14 protein-coding genes are annotated in these 17111 nt (G+C 66.1%); 13 read left to right on the top strand and 1 reads right to left on the bottom strand.

Features of this window, described 5'->3' with window-relative positions; translation table 11 throughout:
- Nucleotides 1-44: 44 nt before the first annotated feature.
- From der to ACN8ZM_RS09690, 10 genes are all read left to right on the top strand, one after another.
- On the top strand, nt 45-1382 hold the full coding sequence (der, locus tag ACN8ZM_RS09735; protein ID WP_051890220.1) for a ribosome biogenesis GTPase Der: 1338 nt from the start codon (nt 45-47) through the stop codon (nt 1380-1382).
- 154 nt (nt 1383-1536) lie between these two features.
- Complete coding sequence (hfq, locus tag ACN8ZM_RS09730) at nt 1537-1776, top strand: RNA chaperone Hfq (protein WP_006399927.1); 240 nt, start codon at nt 1537-1539, stop codon at nt 1774-1776.
- 72 nt (nt 1777-1848) lie between these two features.
- A complete protein-coding gene (gene hflX / locus ACN8ZM_RS09725; protein ID WP_175021157.1) occupies nt 1849-3024 on the top strand; it encodes a GTPase HflX in 1176 nt (391 codons plus the stop codon).
- Nucleotides 3025-3071: 47 nt separating this feature from the next.
- On the top strand, nt 3072-4406 hold the full coding sequence (hflK, locus tag ACN8ZM_RS09720; RefSeq protein WP_420209894.1) for an FtsH protease activity modulator HflK: 1335 nt from the start codon (nt 3072-3074) through the stop codon (nt 4404-4406).
- Between the two features lie 15 nt (nt 4407-4421).
- A complete protein-coding gene (gene hflC, locus ACN8ZM_RS09715; RefSeq protein WP_089450608.1) occupies nt 4422-5321 on the top strand; it encodes a protease modulator HflC in 900 nt (299 codons plus the stop codon).
- A gap of 36 nt (nt 5322-5357) precedes the next feature.
- Nucleotides 5358-5549 (top strand): DUF2065 domain-containing protein, encoded by a 192-nt coding sequence (locus ACN8ZM_RS09710; protein ID WP_006478685.1) that lies wholly within the window; start codon nt 5358-5360, stop codon nt 5547-5549.
- Between the two features lie 114 nt (nt 5550-5663).
- A complete protein-coding gene (locus ACN8ZM_RS09705) occupies nt 5664-6812 on the top strand; it encodes an ATP phosphoribosyltransferase regulatory subunit (protein ID WP_043188302.1) in 1149 nt (382 codons plus the stop codon).
- Nucleotides 6813-6925: 113 nt separating this feature from the next.
- On the top strand, nt 6926-8272 hold the full coding sequence (locus ACN8ZM_RS09700) for an adenylosuccinate synthase (protein WP_043188303.1): 1347 nt from the start codon (nt 6926-6928) through the stop codon (nt 8270-8272).
- A gap of 7 nt (nt 8273-8279) precedes the next feature.
- Complete coding sequence (locus tag ACN8ZM_RS09695; protein WP_011352251.1) at nt 8280-8876, top strand: phosphoribosyltransferase; 597 nt, start codon at nt 8280-8282, stop codon at nt 8874-8876.
- Nucleotides 8877-9152: 276 nt separating this feature from the next.
- Complete coding sequence (locus ACN8ZM_RS09690; RefSeq protein WP_089450607.1) at nt 9153-11069, top strand: potassium transporter Kup; 1917 nt, start codon at nt 9153-9155, stop codon at nt 11067-11069.
- A 108-nt stretch (nt 11070-11177) separates the two neighbouring features.
- Here ACN8ZM_RS09690 and ACN8ZM_RS09685 read toward each other — a convergent pair whose 3' ends face one another.
- Nucleotides 11178-13502, bottom strand: a complete 2325-nt coding sequence (locus tag ACN8ZM_RS09685; protein ID WP_043188308.1) for a Tex family protein — start codon at nt 13500-13502, stop codon at nt 11178-11180.
- A gap of 160 nt (nt 13503-13662) precedes the next feature.
- Between ACN8ZM_RS09685 and ACN8ZM_RS09680 the strand changes: the two genes are divergently transcribed.
- The 3 genes from ACN8ZM_RS09680 to ACN8ZM_RS09670 all read left to right on the top strand — a co-directional run bounded on the left by ACN8ZM_RS09680 (nt 13663) and on the right by ACN8ZM_RS09670 (nt 17011).
- Nucleotides 13663-14415, top strand: a complete 753-nt coding sequence (locus ACN8ZM_RS09680) for a hypothetical protein (RefSeq protein ID WP_043188311.1) — start codon at nt 13663-13665, stop codon at nt 14413-14415.
- A 75-nt stretch (nt 14416-14490) separates the two neighbouring features.
- Nucleotides 14491-14706, top strand: coding sequence for a YdcH family protein (locus ACN8ZM_RS09675; protein ID WP_006755091.1), 216 nt, complete (start codon nt 14491-14493; stop codon nt 14704-14706).
- Between the two features lie 55 nt (nt 14707-14761).
- Nucleotides 14762-17011 (top strand): ATP-dependent DNA helicase, encoded by a 2250-nt coding sequence (locus ACN8ZM_RS09670; RefSeq protein WP_420209893.1) that lies wholly within the window; start codon nt 14762-14764, stop codon nt 17009-17011.
- The last annotated feature ends 100 nt before the right edge of the window (nt 17012-17111 follow it).

The raw sequence follows: 17111 nt of genomic DNA, 5'->3' as shown, positions 1-17111 counted from the left end.
AGCAGCGGGCCTCCCGCTGCTGCGCTTCACCGTAGAAAACACAGATGAAACCGGTCATTGCCCTCGTTGGGCGCCCCAATGTGGGGAAATCCACGCTGTTCAACCGGCTCACGCGCTCGCGTGATGCGCTGGTCGCCGACTTGCCGGGCCTGACGCGCGATCGCCATTATGGCGAAGGGCGCGTCGGCGAGCGGCCGTACCTGGTCGTCGATACGGGCGGCTTCGAGCCCGTCGCGAAGGACGGCATCCTGCACGAGATGGCACGCCAGACGCGGCAGGCCGTCGAGGAAGCCGACGTCGTCGTGTTCATCGTCGACGGCCGCAACGGGCTCGCGCCGCAGGACAAGTCGATCGCCGACTACCTGCGCAAGACCGGCCGGCCGATCTTCCTCGTCGTCAACAAGGCCGAGGGGATGAAGTACACGGCGGTCGCGACGGACTTCTACGAGCTCGGGCTCGGCGATCCGCGCGCGATCTCGGCGGCGCACGGCGACGGCGTCACCGACATGATCAACGAGGCGCTGGATGTCGCGTATGCGGACCGTCCGGAGGAAGAGGACGAGAACGACCCGTCGCGCGGCATCAAGATCGCGATCGTCGGCCGCCCGAACGTCGGCAAGTCGACACTCGTGAACGCGCTGATCGGCGAGGATCGCGTGATCGCGTTCGACATGCCGGGCACGACGCGCGATTCGATCTACGTCGACTTCGAACGTAACGGCAAGAAATACACGCTGATCGATACGGCCGGCTTGCGCCGCCGCGGCAAGGTGTTCGAGGCGATCGAGAAATTCTCGGTCGTGAAGACGCTGCAGTCGATCTCCGACGCGAACGTCGTCATTCTTCTGCTGGATGCGCAGCAGGACATTTCCGACCAGGACGCGCACATCGCCGGCTTCGTCGTCGAACAGGGCCGCGCGCTCGTGATCGGCGTCAACAAGTGGGACGGGCTCGACGAGCATGCGCGCGAACGCGCGAAAGCGGATTTGACCCGCAAGCTGAAATTCCTCGACTTCGCGAAATCGCACTTCATTTCGGCCACGAAGAAGACGGGTATCGGCACGCTGATGCGCTCGGTCGACGACGCATACGCGGCGGCGATGGCGAAGCTGCCGACGCCGAAGCTCACGCGCGCGCTGATCGAGGCGGTCGAGTTCCAGCAGCCGCGCCGTCGCGGCCCGGTGCGTCCGAAGCTGCGCTACGCGCACCAGGGCGGCCAGAATCCGCCGATCATCGTCATCCACGGTAACGCGCTCGACGCCGTGACGGAAACGTACAAGCGTTACCTGGAAAACCGGTTCCGCGAAACTTTCTCACTGACAGGGACTCCATTGCGCATAGAGTTCCGTTCGTCGAACAATCCGTACGCGGACAAGAGCTGAAGACGCCTGTTTCACGCGTCCCGCAAGGGGTTGGCCGCAAGGCCTACGCCCCGGGCGGGCCAGGCAAAATCGGCTATAGTGTAGCGATTGGCGCCGGATCTCTTTTTCTTCGCCGCCAATCCAGATCAACCTGCAAAAAAAGATGGAGTACGCCATGAGCAACAAAGGGCAATTGTTACAAGACCCGTTTTTGAACGCACTGCGCAAAGAGCACGTTCCCGTTTCGATCTATCTCGTCAACGGCATCAAGCTTCAAGGGAACATTGAATCGTTCGACCAGTACGTCGTGTTGCTCCGTAATACGGTGACCCAGATGGTGTACAAGCACGCCATCTCGACGGTCGTGCCGGCGCGCCCGGTGAATTTCCACCCGGACGCGGAAGCCTCGTCCTAACCTATCGCAGCGGCCGGCATCCGGTCGCCGCGAGCGACCGATGCCAGCCGCCTTATCTTGACACCTGAAAATTTGATCAACGCAGCGCTCGTCGGCATCGATTTCGGCAAGACCGATTTCGAAGCCAGTCTCGAAGAACTCAGTCTTCTCGCCTCCAGCGCCGGGGCCCGTCCCGCCGTCACCCTCACAGGCCGTCGCGCCAGTCCCGATGCCAAGATGTTCATCGGCAGCGGCAAAGCCGAAGAACTCCGGCTCGCCTGCGACGCGCACAACGTCGAAATCGTCATCTTCAACCACGCACTGGCGCCAGCCCAGCAACGTAATCTGGAGCAGGCACTTAACAGGCGTGTGGTCGATCGCACCAGCCTCATCCTCGACATCTTTGCGCAGCGCGCCCGCAGCCACGAAGGCAAGCTGCAGGTCGAACTCGCACAGCTTCAGTATCTGTCGACGCGACTCATTCGCGCATGGACCCACCTCGAGCGTCAGAAGGGCGGTATCGGCCTGCGCGGCCCGGGTGAAACGCAGCTCGAAACCGACCGCCGGCTGATCGGCGAGCGCATCAAGATGCTGAAGTCGCGGCTCGACCGGCTGCGCCGGCAACACAGTACGCAACGCCGGCAGCGCGCGCGCAGCGGCACGATGTCGGTGTCGCTCGTCGGCTATACGAACGCGGGCAAGTCGACGCTGTTCAACGCGCTGACGAAAGCGCAGGCGTATGCGGCCGACCAGCTGTTCGCTACGCTCGACACGACGTCGCGTCGCGTGTACCTCGGCGACGAGGTCGGCCAGATCGTCGTGTCGGATACGGTCGGGTTCATCCGCGAGTTGCCTCACCAACTGGTCGCCGCATTCCGCGCGACCCTCGAGGAAACGATCCACGCGGATCTGCTGCTGCACGTGGTCGATGCGTCGAGCGCGGTCAGGCTTGAACAGATCGAGCAGGTCAACGGCGTGCTGCACGAGATCGGCGCGGACACGATCCGCCAGGTGCTGGTATTCAACAAGATCGACGCCGTGCCTGAGCTGGCGGCCCGCGGCGACGCGGTCGAGCGGGACGAGTATGGTAATATTTCGCGCGTCTTTTTGAGCGCGCGCACCGGTCAGGGTCTTGACGCGTTGCGTGCCGCCATCGCCGAAATCGCCTCCGCGGAACACCTTTCCAGCGCGACGTTACCCAACGGCGCGTTCGACGGCGCTCCCGCTGAACCACACGAAGACCACACGATTTCCGAACACGGGCGCTAACCGGTCCCGGCCGGTTCGCCGGCGTCTAATCTGGTGAACAAACTCTGGTGAACGAATACAACGAGCGGAGTACCTGGCGGCGGATGCGCGCCTTGCTGTCGATCAACGATCCCCGCTGGGGACGCGGCGAAGGCAATGGCAAGGATGGATCCCGTCCCCGTGCGAACGAATCGAAGCGGCCGCAAGGCGGCGACGGCGATGGCCCGCCCGATCTCGACGAGATGTGGCGCAACTTCAACCGACGCCTGAACGGCCTGTTCGGCGGCAAGGGCGGCAACGGCTTCCGTCCTGACAACGGGCGAGCCGCGCGAGTCGGCGTCGGCATCGTGATCGGCGTGCTGGTCGCAGTCTACGCGGGCAGCGGGCTGTTCGTCGTGCAGGACGGCCAGACGGGCGTCGTGCTGCAACTCGGCAAGCTGTCGGGCACGGTCGGTCAGGGCGTGCACTGGCGCGCGCCGTATCCGTTCGCGTCGCATGAGATCGTCGATACGTCGCAGGTCCGCTCGATCGAGATCGGCCGCAACAACGTCGTGCGCCTCGCGAACGTGAAGGAAGCGGCGATGCTGACGCGCGATGCCGATATCGTCGACGTGCGTTTCATCGTCCAGTACCGGATCCGTTCCGCGACCGATTACCTGTTCCGCAGCGTCGATCCCGAGCGCAGCGTCTCGCAGGCCGCCCAGGCCGCGGTGCGTGCGATCGTCGGTACGCGCAGCGCGGCCGACGTGCTGAACCAGGATCGCGATGCGCTGCGCGAGCAGTTGTCTACCGCGATCCAGCGCGATCTCGATCGCTACCAGTCGGGGCTCGAGGTGACGGCCGTCACGATGCAGAGCGTGGCGGCGCCCGAGCAGACGCAGGCCGCGTACGGCGAAGTCGCGAAGGCGCGTGATGAACGCGAGGCCGCGAAGCGTGCTGCACAGGCATATGCAAGCGACCTGCTGCCGAAGGCGCAGGGCGATGCCGCGAAGCTCGTCGACGAAGCGAAGGCGTATGCCGATCGCGTGGTCACGGAAGCCGAAGGCGATGCCGATCGCTTCAAGCAGGTCTATGCGCAGTACTCGAAGGCGCCCGCGGTGATCCGCGAGCGGATGTATCTCGAGACGATGCAGGAAATCTATTCGAACTCGACGAAGGTGTTCGTCGGCAACAAGGGCGGCAACAGCGTCGTGTATCTGCCGCTCGACAAGCTCGTCGAGCAGGGGCGGCAAAACGCCGCGGCGTCCACTGGCGCAGCCGCGCCCGATGCGGCGTCGGCACCGGCGGCCGTCGCGCCGGCTGCAGCGGCACCCGCGAGTGCGGCGTCGGCAGCGTCGGGCAACGACGTGCTGCGATCGCGCGAAGCGTTTCGCAGCCGGTCGCGCGAAGACGATCTGAAGTAACGGGGAGCGCAGAACATGAACCGAATCATTGCGCTCGTCGTCGCAATCGTGATCGTTGCCTTCGCGGCATCGTCGACCGTCCTTACCGTCGATCCGCGCCACACGGCCGTGCTGTCGGGGCGCGACGGCGCGCAGCCCGAGCTGGCTGGCCCCGGCATCCATTTCAAGTTGCCGCCGCCGCTGCAGACGGCCACGCTGATCGACACGCGCCTGCAATCGCTCGAGTCGTCGGATCCGCTGCAACTGGCAACGGAAGACAAGCACGACCTGCTCGTCGCCTATGCGGTGAAATACCGGATCAGCGATCCGATGAAGTATTTCACGGCGACGGGTGGCGACCCGGCGGCAGCCGGCGAACGTCTGGCCGGCGCGCTGAAGAGCGCACTCGGCGACGCGTTCGGCAAGCGCGCGCTCGACGACGCGCTCGGCGGCCAGCGTGCGATCGCCGATGCGGCCCGCGACGAAGTGAAGGCGAAGGCGTCCGGGTTCGGCGTTGACGTGGTCGACGTCCAGCTGATGCGCGTCGACTTGCCCGCCGCGCAGACCGATGCCGTCTATCAGCGGATGATCGGCGCACTGCGCGATCAGGCCGCGCAGGTGCGTGCGCAAGGCGCGGCGGACGTCGAGCAGATCAAGGCCGATGCCGAACGCGAACAGCAGGCCGTGCTCGCGAACGCGTACAAGTCCGCGCAGACGATCAAGGGCGAGGGCGATGCGAAGGCTGCGACGATTGCCGCCGACGCGTTCGGTCGCGATCCGCAGTTCTATCAGTTCTACGCGAGCCTGCAGGCTTACCGGAACACGTTCAAGCGCAACGACATCATCGTCGTCGATCCCGACAGCGAGTTCTTCCGCTTCATGCGCAGCCCGACGGGCGGTGCCGCACCGGCGGCGCCTGCTCCCCGCAAACACTGACCTTGGGGCGCCGCGTCGAGCGGCGCCGTCGCTCGCATGGACCTGGCTGGCTCGTTGTTGCTCGCAGTAGCGCTGATGCTGATCATCGAGGGGGCGTTCCCCTTCGTGTTTCCCGTCGCCTGGCGCGACACGTTTCGTAGAATAGCTGAGCGGCCGCCGCATCATATCCGGATCGGCGGGCTGATCGTGATGGTGCTCGGGCTTGTACTGCTGCTGCTCGCGACCTGACCGGACACCCGATCCGGACGGCGCATCCGCCGTTCGTCCCGCCCGAATTCAGAATTTCCGATTCACATCGCGGCGCGCGTGTCGCGCGCTGTTTCCCGTCGTAGGACCGTACCGATGTCGACCTGGTTACTTCCCGAGAATATCGCCGACGTACTGCCGTCGGAAGCGCGCAAGATCGAGGAGCTGCGCCGCAGGCTGCTCGACCGCTTCCGTTCGTACGGCTACGAAATGGTGATGCCGCCGCTGCTCGAGTATCTCGAGTCGCTGCTGACGAGCGGCGGCGCCGACTTGCGCCTGCGCACCTTCAAGCTGGTCGACCAGATGTCGGGCCGCACGCTCGGCCTGCGCGCCGACATCACGCCGCAGGTCGCGCGGATCGACGCGCACCTGTTGAACCGTCAGGGCGTGACGCGCCTCTGCTATGCGGGCCACGTGATGCATACGCGTCCGCGCGGCCTGCACGCAACGCGCGAGCAGATCCAGATCGGCGCCGAAATCTATGGGCATGGTGGGCTGGAAGCCGACCTCGAGATCCAGCAACTGATGCTCGACGCGCTGCATCTCGCGGGGCTGTCGCGCATCCGTCTCGACCTCGGCCACGCGGGTGTGCTCGCGGCACTGCTGGCGCGCGACGCGCAGGCTGCCGAGCGCGGCGAGTCGCTGTACGACGCGCTGTCGGGCAAGGACGTGCCGCTGCTGAACGAACTCACCGACGATCTCGGCGCCGATACGCGCGCCGCGCTGCGCGCGCTGCCGCATCTCTACGGCGATGCGAGCGTGCTCGCCGAGGCGCGCGCGCGGTTGCCGGTGCTGCCCGAAATCACGCGGGCGCTCGACGATCTGGCGCAACTCGCGGCGCAGGCGAAGGGTGTCGAAGTGGCGATCGATCTCGGCGACCTGCGCGGCTACGCGTACCACAGCGGTGCGATGTTCAGCGCCTACATCGATGGCGTGCCGAACGCGATCGCGCGGGGCGGCCGCTACGACCACGTCGGCCAGGCGTACGGCCGTGCCCGTCCGGCTACGGGCTTCTCGCTCGACCTGCGCGAGCTTGCGCGGATCTCGCCGGTCGAGGCGCGCGGCACCGCGATTCTCGCGCCGTGGGCACAGGACGACGCACTGAGCACGGCCGTTGCGGCGCTGCGCGATGCGGGCGAAGTCGTGATCCAGGCGCTGCCGGGCCACGATCATGTGCTCGACGAGTTTGCCTGCGACCGTTCGCTCGTCGAGCGCAACGGTGCATGGGTGGTCGAACCCCGATAAACAGGCGTTCGCGGGACGTGCTTCGGCGTGCATATCGTTGAAGCGAAACGGAAAAATTCGGAATCGCCCGCGAACATAGGTAGAATACGTTTTTAACCAGCTAACGAATCAACATGTCTGCCAGCGCAGTGAACGTGACTCCCGGGCGCAATGTCGTCGTCGTGGGAACGCAATGGGGTGATGAAGGCAAGGGCAAGATCGTCGACTGGCTGACGGACCACGCTCAGGGCGTCGTGCGTTTCCAGGGCGGTCACAACGCCGGCCACACCCTCATCATCGGCGGCAAGAAAACGATCTTGCGCCTCATTCCGTCGGGCATCATGCGTGAAGGCGTCGCCTGCTACATCGGCAACGGCGTCGTCCTGTCCCCCGAAGCACTGTTCAAGGAAATCGGCGAGCTGGAAGAAGCCGGCGTGAACGTGCGCGACCGTCTGTTCATTTCCGAAGCCACGACGCTGATCCTGCCGTACCACATCGCGATCGACCAGGCGCGCGAAGCGCGCAAGGGCGCGGGCAAGATCGGCACGACGGGCCGCGGCATCGGCCCCGCGTACGAAGACAAGGTCGGCCGCCGCGCGCTGCGCGTGCAGGACCTGTTCGACGCGAAGACCTTCGCCGACCGCCTGCGCGAAAACCTCGATTTCCACAACTTCGTGCTGACCCAGTACCTGGGCGCCGCGGCCGTCGATTTCCAGGCCACGCTCGACACGATGCTTGGCTATGCCGATCGCCTGAAGCCGATGGTGGCCGACGTGTCGCGCCGCCTGTACGACGCGAACAATGCGGGCCAGAACCTGCTGTTCGAAGGCGCGCAGGGCACGCTGCTCGACATCGATCACGGCACCTATCCGTTCGTCACGTCGAGCAACTGCGTCGCAGGTGCGGCGTCGGCCGGCGCAGGCGTCGGTCCGCAGAAGCTCAACTACATCCTCGGCATCACGAAGGCCTATTGCACGCGCGTCGGCTCGGGCCCGTTCCCGAGCGAACTGTACGATGCGGACAATCCGCAGCGTCAGGAGCAGGTCGGCGTCACGCTCGCGAACGTCGGCAAGGAATTCGGTTCGGTCACCGGCCGTCCGCGCCGCACGGGCTGGCTCGACGCGGCCGCGCTGCGCCGCTCGATCCAGATCAACGGCGTGTCGGGCCTGTGCATGACGAAGCTCGACGTGCTCGACGGCCTCGACGAAGTCAAGCTGTGCGTCGGCTACAAGATCGACGGCAAGGATGCGGACATCCTGCCGCGTGGCGCCGCCGACGTGGCGCGTTGCGAGCCCGTCTACGAAACGTTTGCAGGCTGGAAGGAAAGCACGGTCGGCATCAAGACGTGGGAAGCACTGCCGGCGAATGCGCAGGCTTACCTGACCCGCGTCCAGGAAGTGGCTGGCGTGCCGGTCGACATGGTGTCGACGGGCCCGGACCGCGACGAAACGATTCTGCTCCGCCATCCGTTCAAGGTGTAATTTCCAGATGACGCAGCAAATCACGATGACGGCGGCAGACTTGATGACTGATCCGCGCAACGACGACAAGAACCTGTGGGTAGGCTGGGACGAGTATCACCGTCTCATCGAGCTGCTCGCGCTCCAGGTTCATGCATCGGGCTGGAAGTTCGACCAGATCCTGTGCCTCGCGCGCGGTGGCCTGCGTGTCGGCGATCAACTGTCGCGCATCTACGACGTGCCGCTCGCGATTCTCGCGACGAGTTCGTACCGGGAAGCGGCCGGCACGGAGCAGGGCGATCTCGACATCGCGCAGTACATCACGATGACGCGCGGCAACCTGGCGGGCAACGTGCTGCTGGTCGACGATCTCGTCGATTCGGGCGTCACGCTTGCGCGCGTGCAGGAGCACCTGAAGGAGCGCTATCCGTCGGTGACGGCCGTGCGCTCGGCCGTGCTCTGGTACAAGGGGTGCTCGAAGGTCAAGCCCGACTATCACACGCAGTTTCTGCCGACGAATCCGTGGATTCATCAGCCGTTCGAGGAGTGGGACACGGTTCGCCCGCACAACCTCGAGGCGTGGATCAAGCGCGGTCGCGCACAGCGCGACGGTTCGGGCGCGTAAGCGGCCGGCCGATCGAAGGAAAGCCTTGTACGGCGCCGCTTGCGGCGCCGTTTTTCATTGGGGCGACATGCGCGCCGGCGCTGTGCGCGCCGCGGATCCGGTAGGCAGACGGCGCTGCCGCGGCTATGATTGGCAGCCCTGCCACAGCTTGCGCCGGATTGCATGCGCAGCGTCGATTACGTGGTTCCACGGCAACAGAGCAGGGCGGCGTTTCACGGGGGCGCGAGTAGAATAGCGCTCGTTTTGTCCGACCCGGACCCGATTATTACGCTTCATATGAACGACACGATCCAAGCGACCGACGCAGCACACGCGCCGCATTCGACGCAACAACACTCGATGCGGGCGCTAGCGATAGCAGCCATCGGCGTCGTGTTCGGCGACATCGGCACCAGCCCGCTGTATTCGCTCAAGGAGGCGTTCAGCCCCGCACACGGCATTCCGCTCACCGAAGGATCGATTCTCGGCGTGATCTCGCTGCTGTTCTGGGCAATCATCCTGGTGGTCGGCATCAAGTACCTGCTGTTCGTGATGCGGGCCGACAACAACGGCGAAGGCGGCGTGCTCGCGCTGATGGCGCTGTCGTTGCGGCCGCTCAACTCGAAATCCCGTGTGACGGGCGCACTGATGGCGCTCGGCATCTTCGGCGCCTGCATGTTCTACGGCGACGCGGTGATCACACCGGCGATCTCGGTGATGTCGGCGGTCGAGGGTCTCGAAATCGCGACGCCGCACCTGTCCCACCTCGTACTGCCGATCACGATCGTGATCCTGATCGCGCTGTTCTGGATCCAGCGTCACGGCACCGCACTGGTCGGCAAGCTGTTCGGCCCGATCATGGTGGTGTGGTTCGTCGTGATCGCGGCGCTCGGTGTGTATCACATCGCGCGGGTGCCGGGCATCATGGCGGCCATCAACCCGTATTACGCGGCGTCGTTCATGGCCGATCACCTGCTGCAGGCCTACGTCGTGCTCGGCTCGGTCGTGCTGGTGCTGACTGGCGCGGAAGCGCTCTACGCTGACATGGGCCACTTCGGCGCGAAGCCGATCCGCATCGCTGCCTACGGGCTCGTGATGCCGTCGCTCGTGCTGAACTACTTCGGCCAGGGCGCGCTGCTGATCCAGAACCCGAAGGCGATCGAGAACCCGTTCTTCCTGCTGGCACCCGAATGGGGGCTGCTGCCGCTCGTCGTGCTGTCGACGGTCGCGACCGTCATTGCGTCGCAGGCGGTGATCTCGGGCGCGTATTCGCTGACGTCGCAGGCTATCCAGCTCGGCTATGTGCCGCGCATGAAGGTGCTGCATACGTCGGAACTCGCGATCGGCCAGATCTACGTGCCGGTCGTGAACTGGCTGCTGCTGTTCGTGATCCTCTGCATCGTCATCGGCTTCAAGAGTTCCGACAACCTCGCGGCCGCGTACGGCATCGCGGTGACGGCGACGATGGTGATCACGACCGTGCTCGCCGCGGTCGTGATGGTGAAGGTGTGGAACTGGAACCGGCTGCTGGTCGGCGCGATCATCGCGGTGTTCCTCGCGGTCGACCTCGGCTTCTTCGGCGCGAACCTGCTGAAGGTCGCGCAGGGCGGCTGGCTGCCGCTCGGCATCGGCGCGCTGCTGTTCTTCCTGCTGATGACCTGGTACAAGGGGCGTCACATCGTCAAGGAGCGCACGGCGGCCGACGGTATCCCGCTCGAGCCGTTCCTGCAGGGGCTGCTCGCGCACCCGCCGCACCGTGTGTCGGGCACCGCGATCTACCTGACCGGCAACGACAAGCTCGTGCCCGTCAGCCTGCTGCACAACCTGAAGCACAACAAGGTGCTGCACGAGCGAACCATTTTCCTCACGTTCGTCACGCGCGACATTCCTTACGTGCGCGACGACAAGCGCCAGACCTCGCGCGATGCGGGCGGCGGGCTGTACATCGTCAAGGCGGAGTACGGCTTCAACGAGACGCCGGACGTGAAGGCGGTGCTCGAGGAATTCGGCCGCACGCACGACATGACGTTCGAGCTGATGGATACGTCGTTCTTCCTCGCGCGCGAAACGGTCGTGCCGACGCATCTGCCCGGGATGTCGATCTGGCGCGAGCGCGTGTTCGCGTGGATGCACCAGAATGCCGCGAAGCCGACCGACTTCTTCTCGATCCCGGCGAACCGCGTGGTCGAGCTCGGGACGAAGATCGAGATCTGATGTGCGGTGTGTGCGCGGGCCGTCCGGCCGCGCACCGTGTTCGCCGCAGCCATAAAAAAGCCCGCCTTTCGGCGGGCTTTTTTGTGCGTCGCGAAAGCTTGCGCGTGCTCAGCGCTTCAGCTTCGCGAACGCCGCAGCCATCGCGCCGGCCGGTTCCGGCTCGCGCGAACGCTGCGGGCGGGCGGCGCCGCGCCCCGCGTTGCCGCGATCCTGGCCGCCGCGCGACGACATGCCGGGTGCTGCCGCGTCGTCGTCGAGGCGCATCGTCAGCGCGATGCGCTGGCGCTTCACGTCGACGTCGATCACCTTCACCTTGACGACCTGGCCGGCCTTCACGACTTCGTGCGGGTCCTTGATGAACTTCGTCGACATCGCGGACACGTGGACGAGGCCGTCCTGGTGGACGCCGATGTCCACGAACGCGCCGAACGCGGCGACGTTCGTCACGACGCCTTCGAGCGTCATGCCCGGCACGAGATCCGACACCTTCTCGACGCCTTCGCGGAACGTTGCGGTCTTGAATTCGGGGCGCGGATCGCGACCCGGCTTCTCCAGTTCGGACAGGATGTCGCGCACGGTCGGCAGGCCGAAACGTTCGTCAACAAATTCCGTCGGGGACAGGCCCGACAGCGCTTCGCGGTTGCCGAGCACGTCGTCGATGCGCTTGCTGATCTTCGCGAGCATCCGTTCGACGACCGGATACGCTTCCGGGTGCACCGACGAGCGGTCGAGCGGATTCTCGCCGCCGTTGATGCGCAGGAAGCCGGCGGCCTGTTCGAAGGTCTTGTCGCCGAGGCGCGGCACCTTGCGCAGGTGCTCGCGCGACGGGAACGGGCCGTTCGCATCGCGGTAGTCGACGATGTTGCGCGCGAGCGTCGCGTTCAGGCCCGATACGCGGGCGAGCAGCGGGGCCGACGCCGTGTTCGCGTCGACGCCGACCGCGTTCACGCAATCCTCGACGACCGCGTCGAGCGAGCGGGCGAGTTCGCGCTGGTTCACGTCGTGCTGGTACTGGCCGACGCCGATCGCCTTCGGCTCGATCTTCACGAGCTCGGCGAGCGGGTCCTGCAGGCGGCGTGCGATCGACACGGCGCCGCGCAGCGATACGTCGAGCTCCGGGAATTCCTTCGCGGCGAGTTCGGACGCCGAGTAGACCGACGCGCCGGCTTCCGACACGACGATCTTCTGCAGGCGCAGTTCCGGGTGTTTCGCGATCAGCTCGCTCGCGAGCTTGTCGGTTTCGCGCGACGCGGTGCCGTTGCCGATGCTGATCAGCTCGGCTTGCGTCTGTGCGGCGATGCGGGCGAGTTTCGCGATCGAGCCGTCCCAGTCGCGGCGCGGCTCGTGCGGGTAGATCGTGTCGGTCGCGAGCACCTTGCCGGTACGGTCGACGACCGCGACCTTCACGCCCGTGCGCAGGCCGGGGTCGAGACCGATCACGGCCTTCGGGCCAGCCGGCGCGGCCAGCAGCAGGTCGTTCAGGTTGCGCGCGAACACGCGGATCGCTTCCGTTTCGGCCGTTTCGCGCAGTTGCGTGAGCAGCTCGTTCTCGATGTGCGGCTGCACCTTCACGCGCCAGCACCAGCGGCACACGTCGGACAGCCACTTGTCGGCCGGACGGTTCTGGTTCGCGATGCCGAAATGGCGCGCGATCATCGCCTCGCCGGGATGCGGCACCTGCGCGTCGAGCTCTTCGCCGAGGCCGAGCTTGACGGTCAGCACGCCGGCATTGCGGCCACGGAACAACGCGAGGGCGCGGTGCGACGGCACGGTCTTGATCGTTTCCGCGTAGTCGTAATAGTCGCGGAATTTCTCGCCTTCCTCGTTTTCCTTGCCCTCGACGACGGCCGACGACACGACACCCTGGTTGTGCAGGTAGTCGCGCAGCTTGCCGAGCAGCTCGGCCGTCTCGCCGAACTGTTCGGACAGGATGTCGCGCGCGCCGTCGAGCGCGGCCTTCACGTCGGCGACGCCTTTCTCGGCGTCGACGTACGCGGCTGCCTCGGCCTGCGGGTCGAGCAGCGGGTTCGCGAGGAGCGCCTGGGCGAGCGGCTCGAGGCCGGCCTCGCGGGCGATCTGCGCACGCGTGCGGCGCTTCGGCTTGTACGGCAGATAAAGGTCTTCGAGCACCTGCTTGCTGTCGGCCGCGTCGATCGCGGCGCGCAGTTCGTCGGTCAGCTTGCCCTGTTCGTCGATGCTCGCCAGGATCGTCGCGCGGCGATCCTCGAGTTCGCGCAGATACAGGAGGCGTTCCTCGAGCTGGCGCAACTGCGTGTCGTCCAGGTTGCCGGTCACTTCCTTGCGGTACCGGGCAATGAACGGAACGGTCGAGCCTTCGTCGAGGAGTTGCACGGCCGCCGCGACCTGGCGCGGCTGGACGGACAGTTCGGTGGCGATGCGCTGTACGATCTTGAGTGCTACGGTTTCCGTCATGTCGTGGATGATCTGCCTGCTGAAATCGCGGCGCGGGCCGGCAGGCCCGAAGCGGCGGGCTGCGTGGCGGGCCCGACGGGCCAGATGCCGCGGGTGAGTGAAGCGGGGCATTTTGCCATAAATGGCGGAGCGCCCAGCCGGGGGTGATAGAATTTGACACATGTCCCGCAGCTTTCCTACGACGTTGCCAACTTCCCGAATTTCTCTCGTCGCGCTCGGCGCAGCGCTCGCCGCGGCTTTGTCTGCGGGGCCTTCCGGCGCGTTCGCGCAGGCTTCGGGCGCCACCGCGCCGGCCGCCGCCGCGGCTGCGCCCACGACAGCCACAACCGCACCGGATTTCGACGCCCGTCAAAAAGTGCTCAATCAACGCTCCGCGGAAAACGATTATCGTTATGCGGTGGCCGAGCACGATTGCTACAGCAAGTTCTTCGTCAATCACTGTCTCGGCAAGGCGCGTGAGCAGATGCGCGACGAGCGGGCGAGCATCCGCCAGGAGCAGCTCGCGCTCAACGACGAGCAGCGGGCGGTGCGCGCGCAGCAGCGCGACCAGCAGCAGGCGCTGAAGCAAGCGCGGGATGCGGCGGAAGCGCCGCAGCGCGCGGCGAACGACGCGGCAAACGCGGCTGCGTTCCGCGACAAGCAGGAGCAGAATGCGCTGAAGCAGGCGCAGCGCGGCGCGGAAGCGCCGCAGCGCGCGGCGAGCAAGCAGGCATACGACCAGAAGCAGGGCGACTTCCAGCGCAAGCTCGACCAGGCGCACCAGCAGGCCGCGCAGAAGGCGCAGGAGCGGGCGGACAACGCCGCGCGCTACGAGCAGAAGCAGAAGGAAGCCGTGCAGCACAAGGCCGATGTCGAGCAGCGCCAGAAGGAAGCGGCCGAGAAGGCGCAGCAGAAGCAGCAGCAGGGGCAGTAACGTGTTGGATTGATCCGGAATCAGTCTCGCGCGCTGGCACGCCAGCCGGCGCGCTGCTTCGATGAGGAGGCAAGTATGCAAAACCGTCCCACGGAACAGCAGCAGGAATTGCACAACCGTTTGGCTGCATTGCAGGAGCAGCACCAGCAGCTCGCTCGGGAGATCGAGCTGAAGGAAGGACACTCCGACATCGACGACATCACGCTGCACCGGCTGAAGAAGGAAAAGCTGGCGGCCAAGGACAAAATCATTTTGCTGCAATCGCAGCTGGAACCGGATAAGCGCGCCTGAGCGCGGCCTGGCAAGCGCCGGCGCCGCCCGGGCGCTGGACACAGGAACGCTTGCCTTGAATTCACCGCTTGAAGCCACCCCCGATGCCCGGCGCGACGAGTCGTCCGCCGGGCGTGTTCGTGCGCCCGAAGGCACCTTTGAGCTGAGCCGCAAACGTGTCGACGAACTCGACACGATCTTCGGCGAAGGCGGGTTGCTGGCGCGTGCGATCGACGGCTATCGGCCGCGTACGTCGCAGATCGAGATGGCGCGTGCCGTCGCGTCCGCGATGGAAGCGTCCGCGCGCCGGATGCCCGAGCCCGAGATCTTCGAAACCCGCAAGCGGCCGGCGCGTCGCCTTGGCGACGGCGACAAAACGGCCGAACCGGGCTCGGACGCCGCTGCGGCGGCCGAGCCCGACAGCGACGCCGGCGACAATACGCTGATCGTCGAGGCCGGCACGGGTACCGGCAAGACCTATGCGTACCTCGTGCCCGCGATGCTGTGGGGCGGCAAGGTGATCGTGTCGACCGGCACGAAACACCTGCAGGATCAGCTGTTCCAGCGCGATATCCCGACCGTGCGCAACGCGCTCGCGGTGCCGGTGTCGGTCGCGATGCTGAAGGGCCGCGCCAACTACCTGTGCCACTACTACCTGCAACGCACGGCCGACAACGGCCGGTTGCCGTCGCGGCAGGATACGGCCTATCTGCAGGAAATCGTCCGTTTCGCGAAGATCACGAAGAGCGGCGACAAGGCCGAGCTCGCAAGCGTGCCGGAAACGGCGCCCGTGTGGTCGATGGTCACGTCGACGCGCGACAACTGCCTCGGCCAGGAATGCCCGCATTACAAGGATTGCTTCGTGATGCAGGCGCGGCGGGAGGCGCAGCAGGCCGACGTCGTCGTCGTCAACCACCACCTGTTCTTCGCGGACATCATGCTGCGCGATACGGGGATGGCCGAGCTGCTGCCGAACGCGAATACGGTCATCTTCGACGAAGCGCACCAGCTGCCGGAAACGGCGACGCTGTTCTTCGGCGAGACGCTGTCGACGACGCAGATTCTCGAGCTCGCACGCGACACGGTGGCGGAAGGCTTGAGCCATGCGCGCGACGCGGTCGAGTGGGTGAAGCTCGGCGGCGATCTCGAGCGCGCGGCGCGCGACTTGCGCCTTGCGTTCGCGAACGACCAGATCGTCCGCATGTCGCTCGCCCAGCTCGGCGACGATCACCCGATGTTCGGCGCGCTCGACGCGCTCGAGGCGGCGCTCGACGCGCTGGCATCGGCGCTTGCGAGCCAGGCCGAACGGGCGGAATCGCTCGGCGCGTGCCTGCGGCGCGCACGCGAACTGCAGGACCTGCTGGCCGGCTGGGTTGCGCCCGGCGCGACGGAGGCGGCTGCGAAGGCCGACGCGGCGGCGGCCGGCGACAAGGCGTCATCCGACGGCGATCCGAACGAGAAGGTGCGCTGGGTCGAAGTGTTCGCGCATACCGTCCAGCTGCACGAAACGCCGCTGTCGGTCGCGCCGATCTTTGCCAAGCAGCGCGCGGGCGTGCCGCGTGCCTGGGTGTTCACGTCGGCCACGCTGTCGGTGCGCGGCGATTTCACGCACTACGCGGCGCAGATGGGCCTCAGCTCGCGTCGCTCGATGACGCTCGCCAGTCCGTTCGACTACCAGTCGCAAGGGCTGCTGTACGTGCCGCGCAACCTGCCGCAACCGTCTTCGCCGGCATTTACCGATGCCGTCTTCGACGCCGCGCTGCCGGCGATCGAGGCGTCCGGTGGCGGCGTGTTCATGCTGTGCACGACGCTGCGCGCGGTCGACCGGATCGCGTCGAAGCTGCGCGACGTGATCGAATCGCGCGGCTGGAATACGCCGCTGCTCGTGCAGGGCGATGCGAGCCGTACCGAACTGCTCGACCGTTTCCGCGCTTACGGCAACGCGATCCTGGTCGGCAGCCAAAGTTTCTGGGAAGGCGTCGACGTGCGCGGCGATGCGCTGTCGCTCGTCGTGATCGACAAGCTGCCGTTCGCGCCGCCGGACGATCCGGTGCTGGCTGCGCGGCTCGACGCGCTGACGAAGAAAGGGCTGAGCCCGTTCGCCGTGCACCAGTTGCCGCAGGCCGTGATCACGCTGAAGCAGGGGGCGGGCCGGTTGATTCGCGCGGAGACGGATCGCGGCGTGCTGATGATCTGCGACACGCGGCTCGTCGACAAGCCGTACGGGCGCCGGATCTGGCAGAGCTTGCCGCCGTTCAAGCGGACCCGCGAGATCGCGGTCGTCCAGGACTTCTTCGACGAGCACCGTTCGGCAAAGCGCACGTGACGGCGTGCGCGGCGATCGTCGCGCCCTCGCACCGGCGCCGCCTGAATGCGGCGCCCATAAAAAAACCCGGCTCGATGGCCGGGTTTTTTGTTCGTGCAGC

The organism is Burkholderia aenigmatica (assembly GCF_048627025.1).
Lineage (GTDB): Bacteria > Pseudomonadota > Gammaproteobacteria > Burkholderiales > Burkholderiaceae > Burkholderia > Burkholderia aenigmatica.
The sequence above is the reverse complement of the archived record's forward strand: the minus strand, read 5'-3'. Positions and strand labels throughout refer to the sequence as shown.

Bases quoted from the DNA above. Each gene is read 5' to 3' on its own strand.
- der (WP_051890220.1), top strand. From the start codon at position 45: ATGAAACCGGTCATTGCCCTCGTTGGGCGCCCCAATGTGGGGAAATCC.
- ACN8ZM_RS09690 (WP_089450607.1), top strand. From the start codon at position 9,153: ATGAACGACACGATCCAAGCGACCGACGCAGCACACGCGCCGCATTCG.
- ACN8ZM_RS09710 (WP_006478685.1), top strand. From the start codon at position 5,358: ATGGACCTGGCTGGCTCGTTGTTGCTCGCAGTAGCGCTGATGCTGATC.
- ACN8ZM_RS09705 (WP_043188302.1), top strand. From the start codon at position 5,664: ATGTCGACCTGGTTACTTCCCGAGAATATCGCCGACGTACTGCCGTCG.
- hflC (WP_089450608.1), top strand. From the start codon at position 4,422: ATGAACCGAATCATTGCGCTCGTCGTCGCAATCGTGATCGTTGCCTTC.
- ACN8ZM_RS09675 (WP_006755091.1), top strand. From the start codon at position 14,491: ATGCAAAACCGTCCCACGGAACAGCAGCAGGAATTGCACAACCGTTTG.
- ACN8ZM_RS09700 (WP_043188303.1), top strand. From the start codon at position 6,926: ATGTCTGCCAGCGCAGTGAACGTGACTCCCGGGCGCAATGTCGTCGTC.
- ACN8ZM_RS09685 (WP_043188308.1), bottom strand. From the start codon at position 13,502: ATGACGGAAACCGTAGCACTCAAGATCGTACAGCGCATCGCCACCGAA.
- ACN8ZM_RS09680 (WP_043188311.1), top strand. From the start codon at position 13,663: ATGTCCCGCAGCTTTCCTACGACGTTGCCAACTTCCCGAATTTCTCTC.
- ACN8ZM_RS09695 (WP_011352251.1), top strand. From the start codon at position 8,280: ATGACGCAGCAAATCACGATGACGGCGGCAGACTTGATGACTGATCCG.
- hfq (WP_006399927.1), top strand. From the start codon at position 1,537: ATGAGCAACAAAGGGCAATTGTTACAAGACCCGTTTTTGAACGCACTG.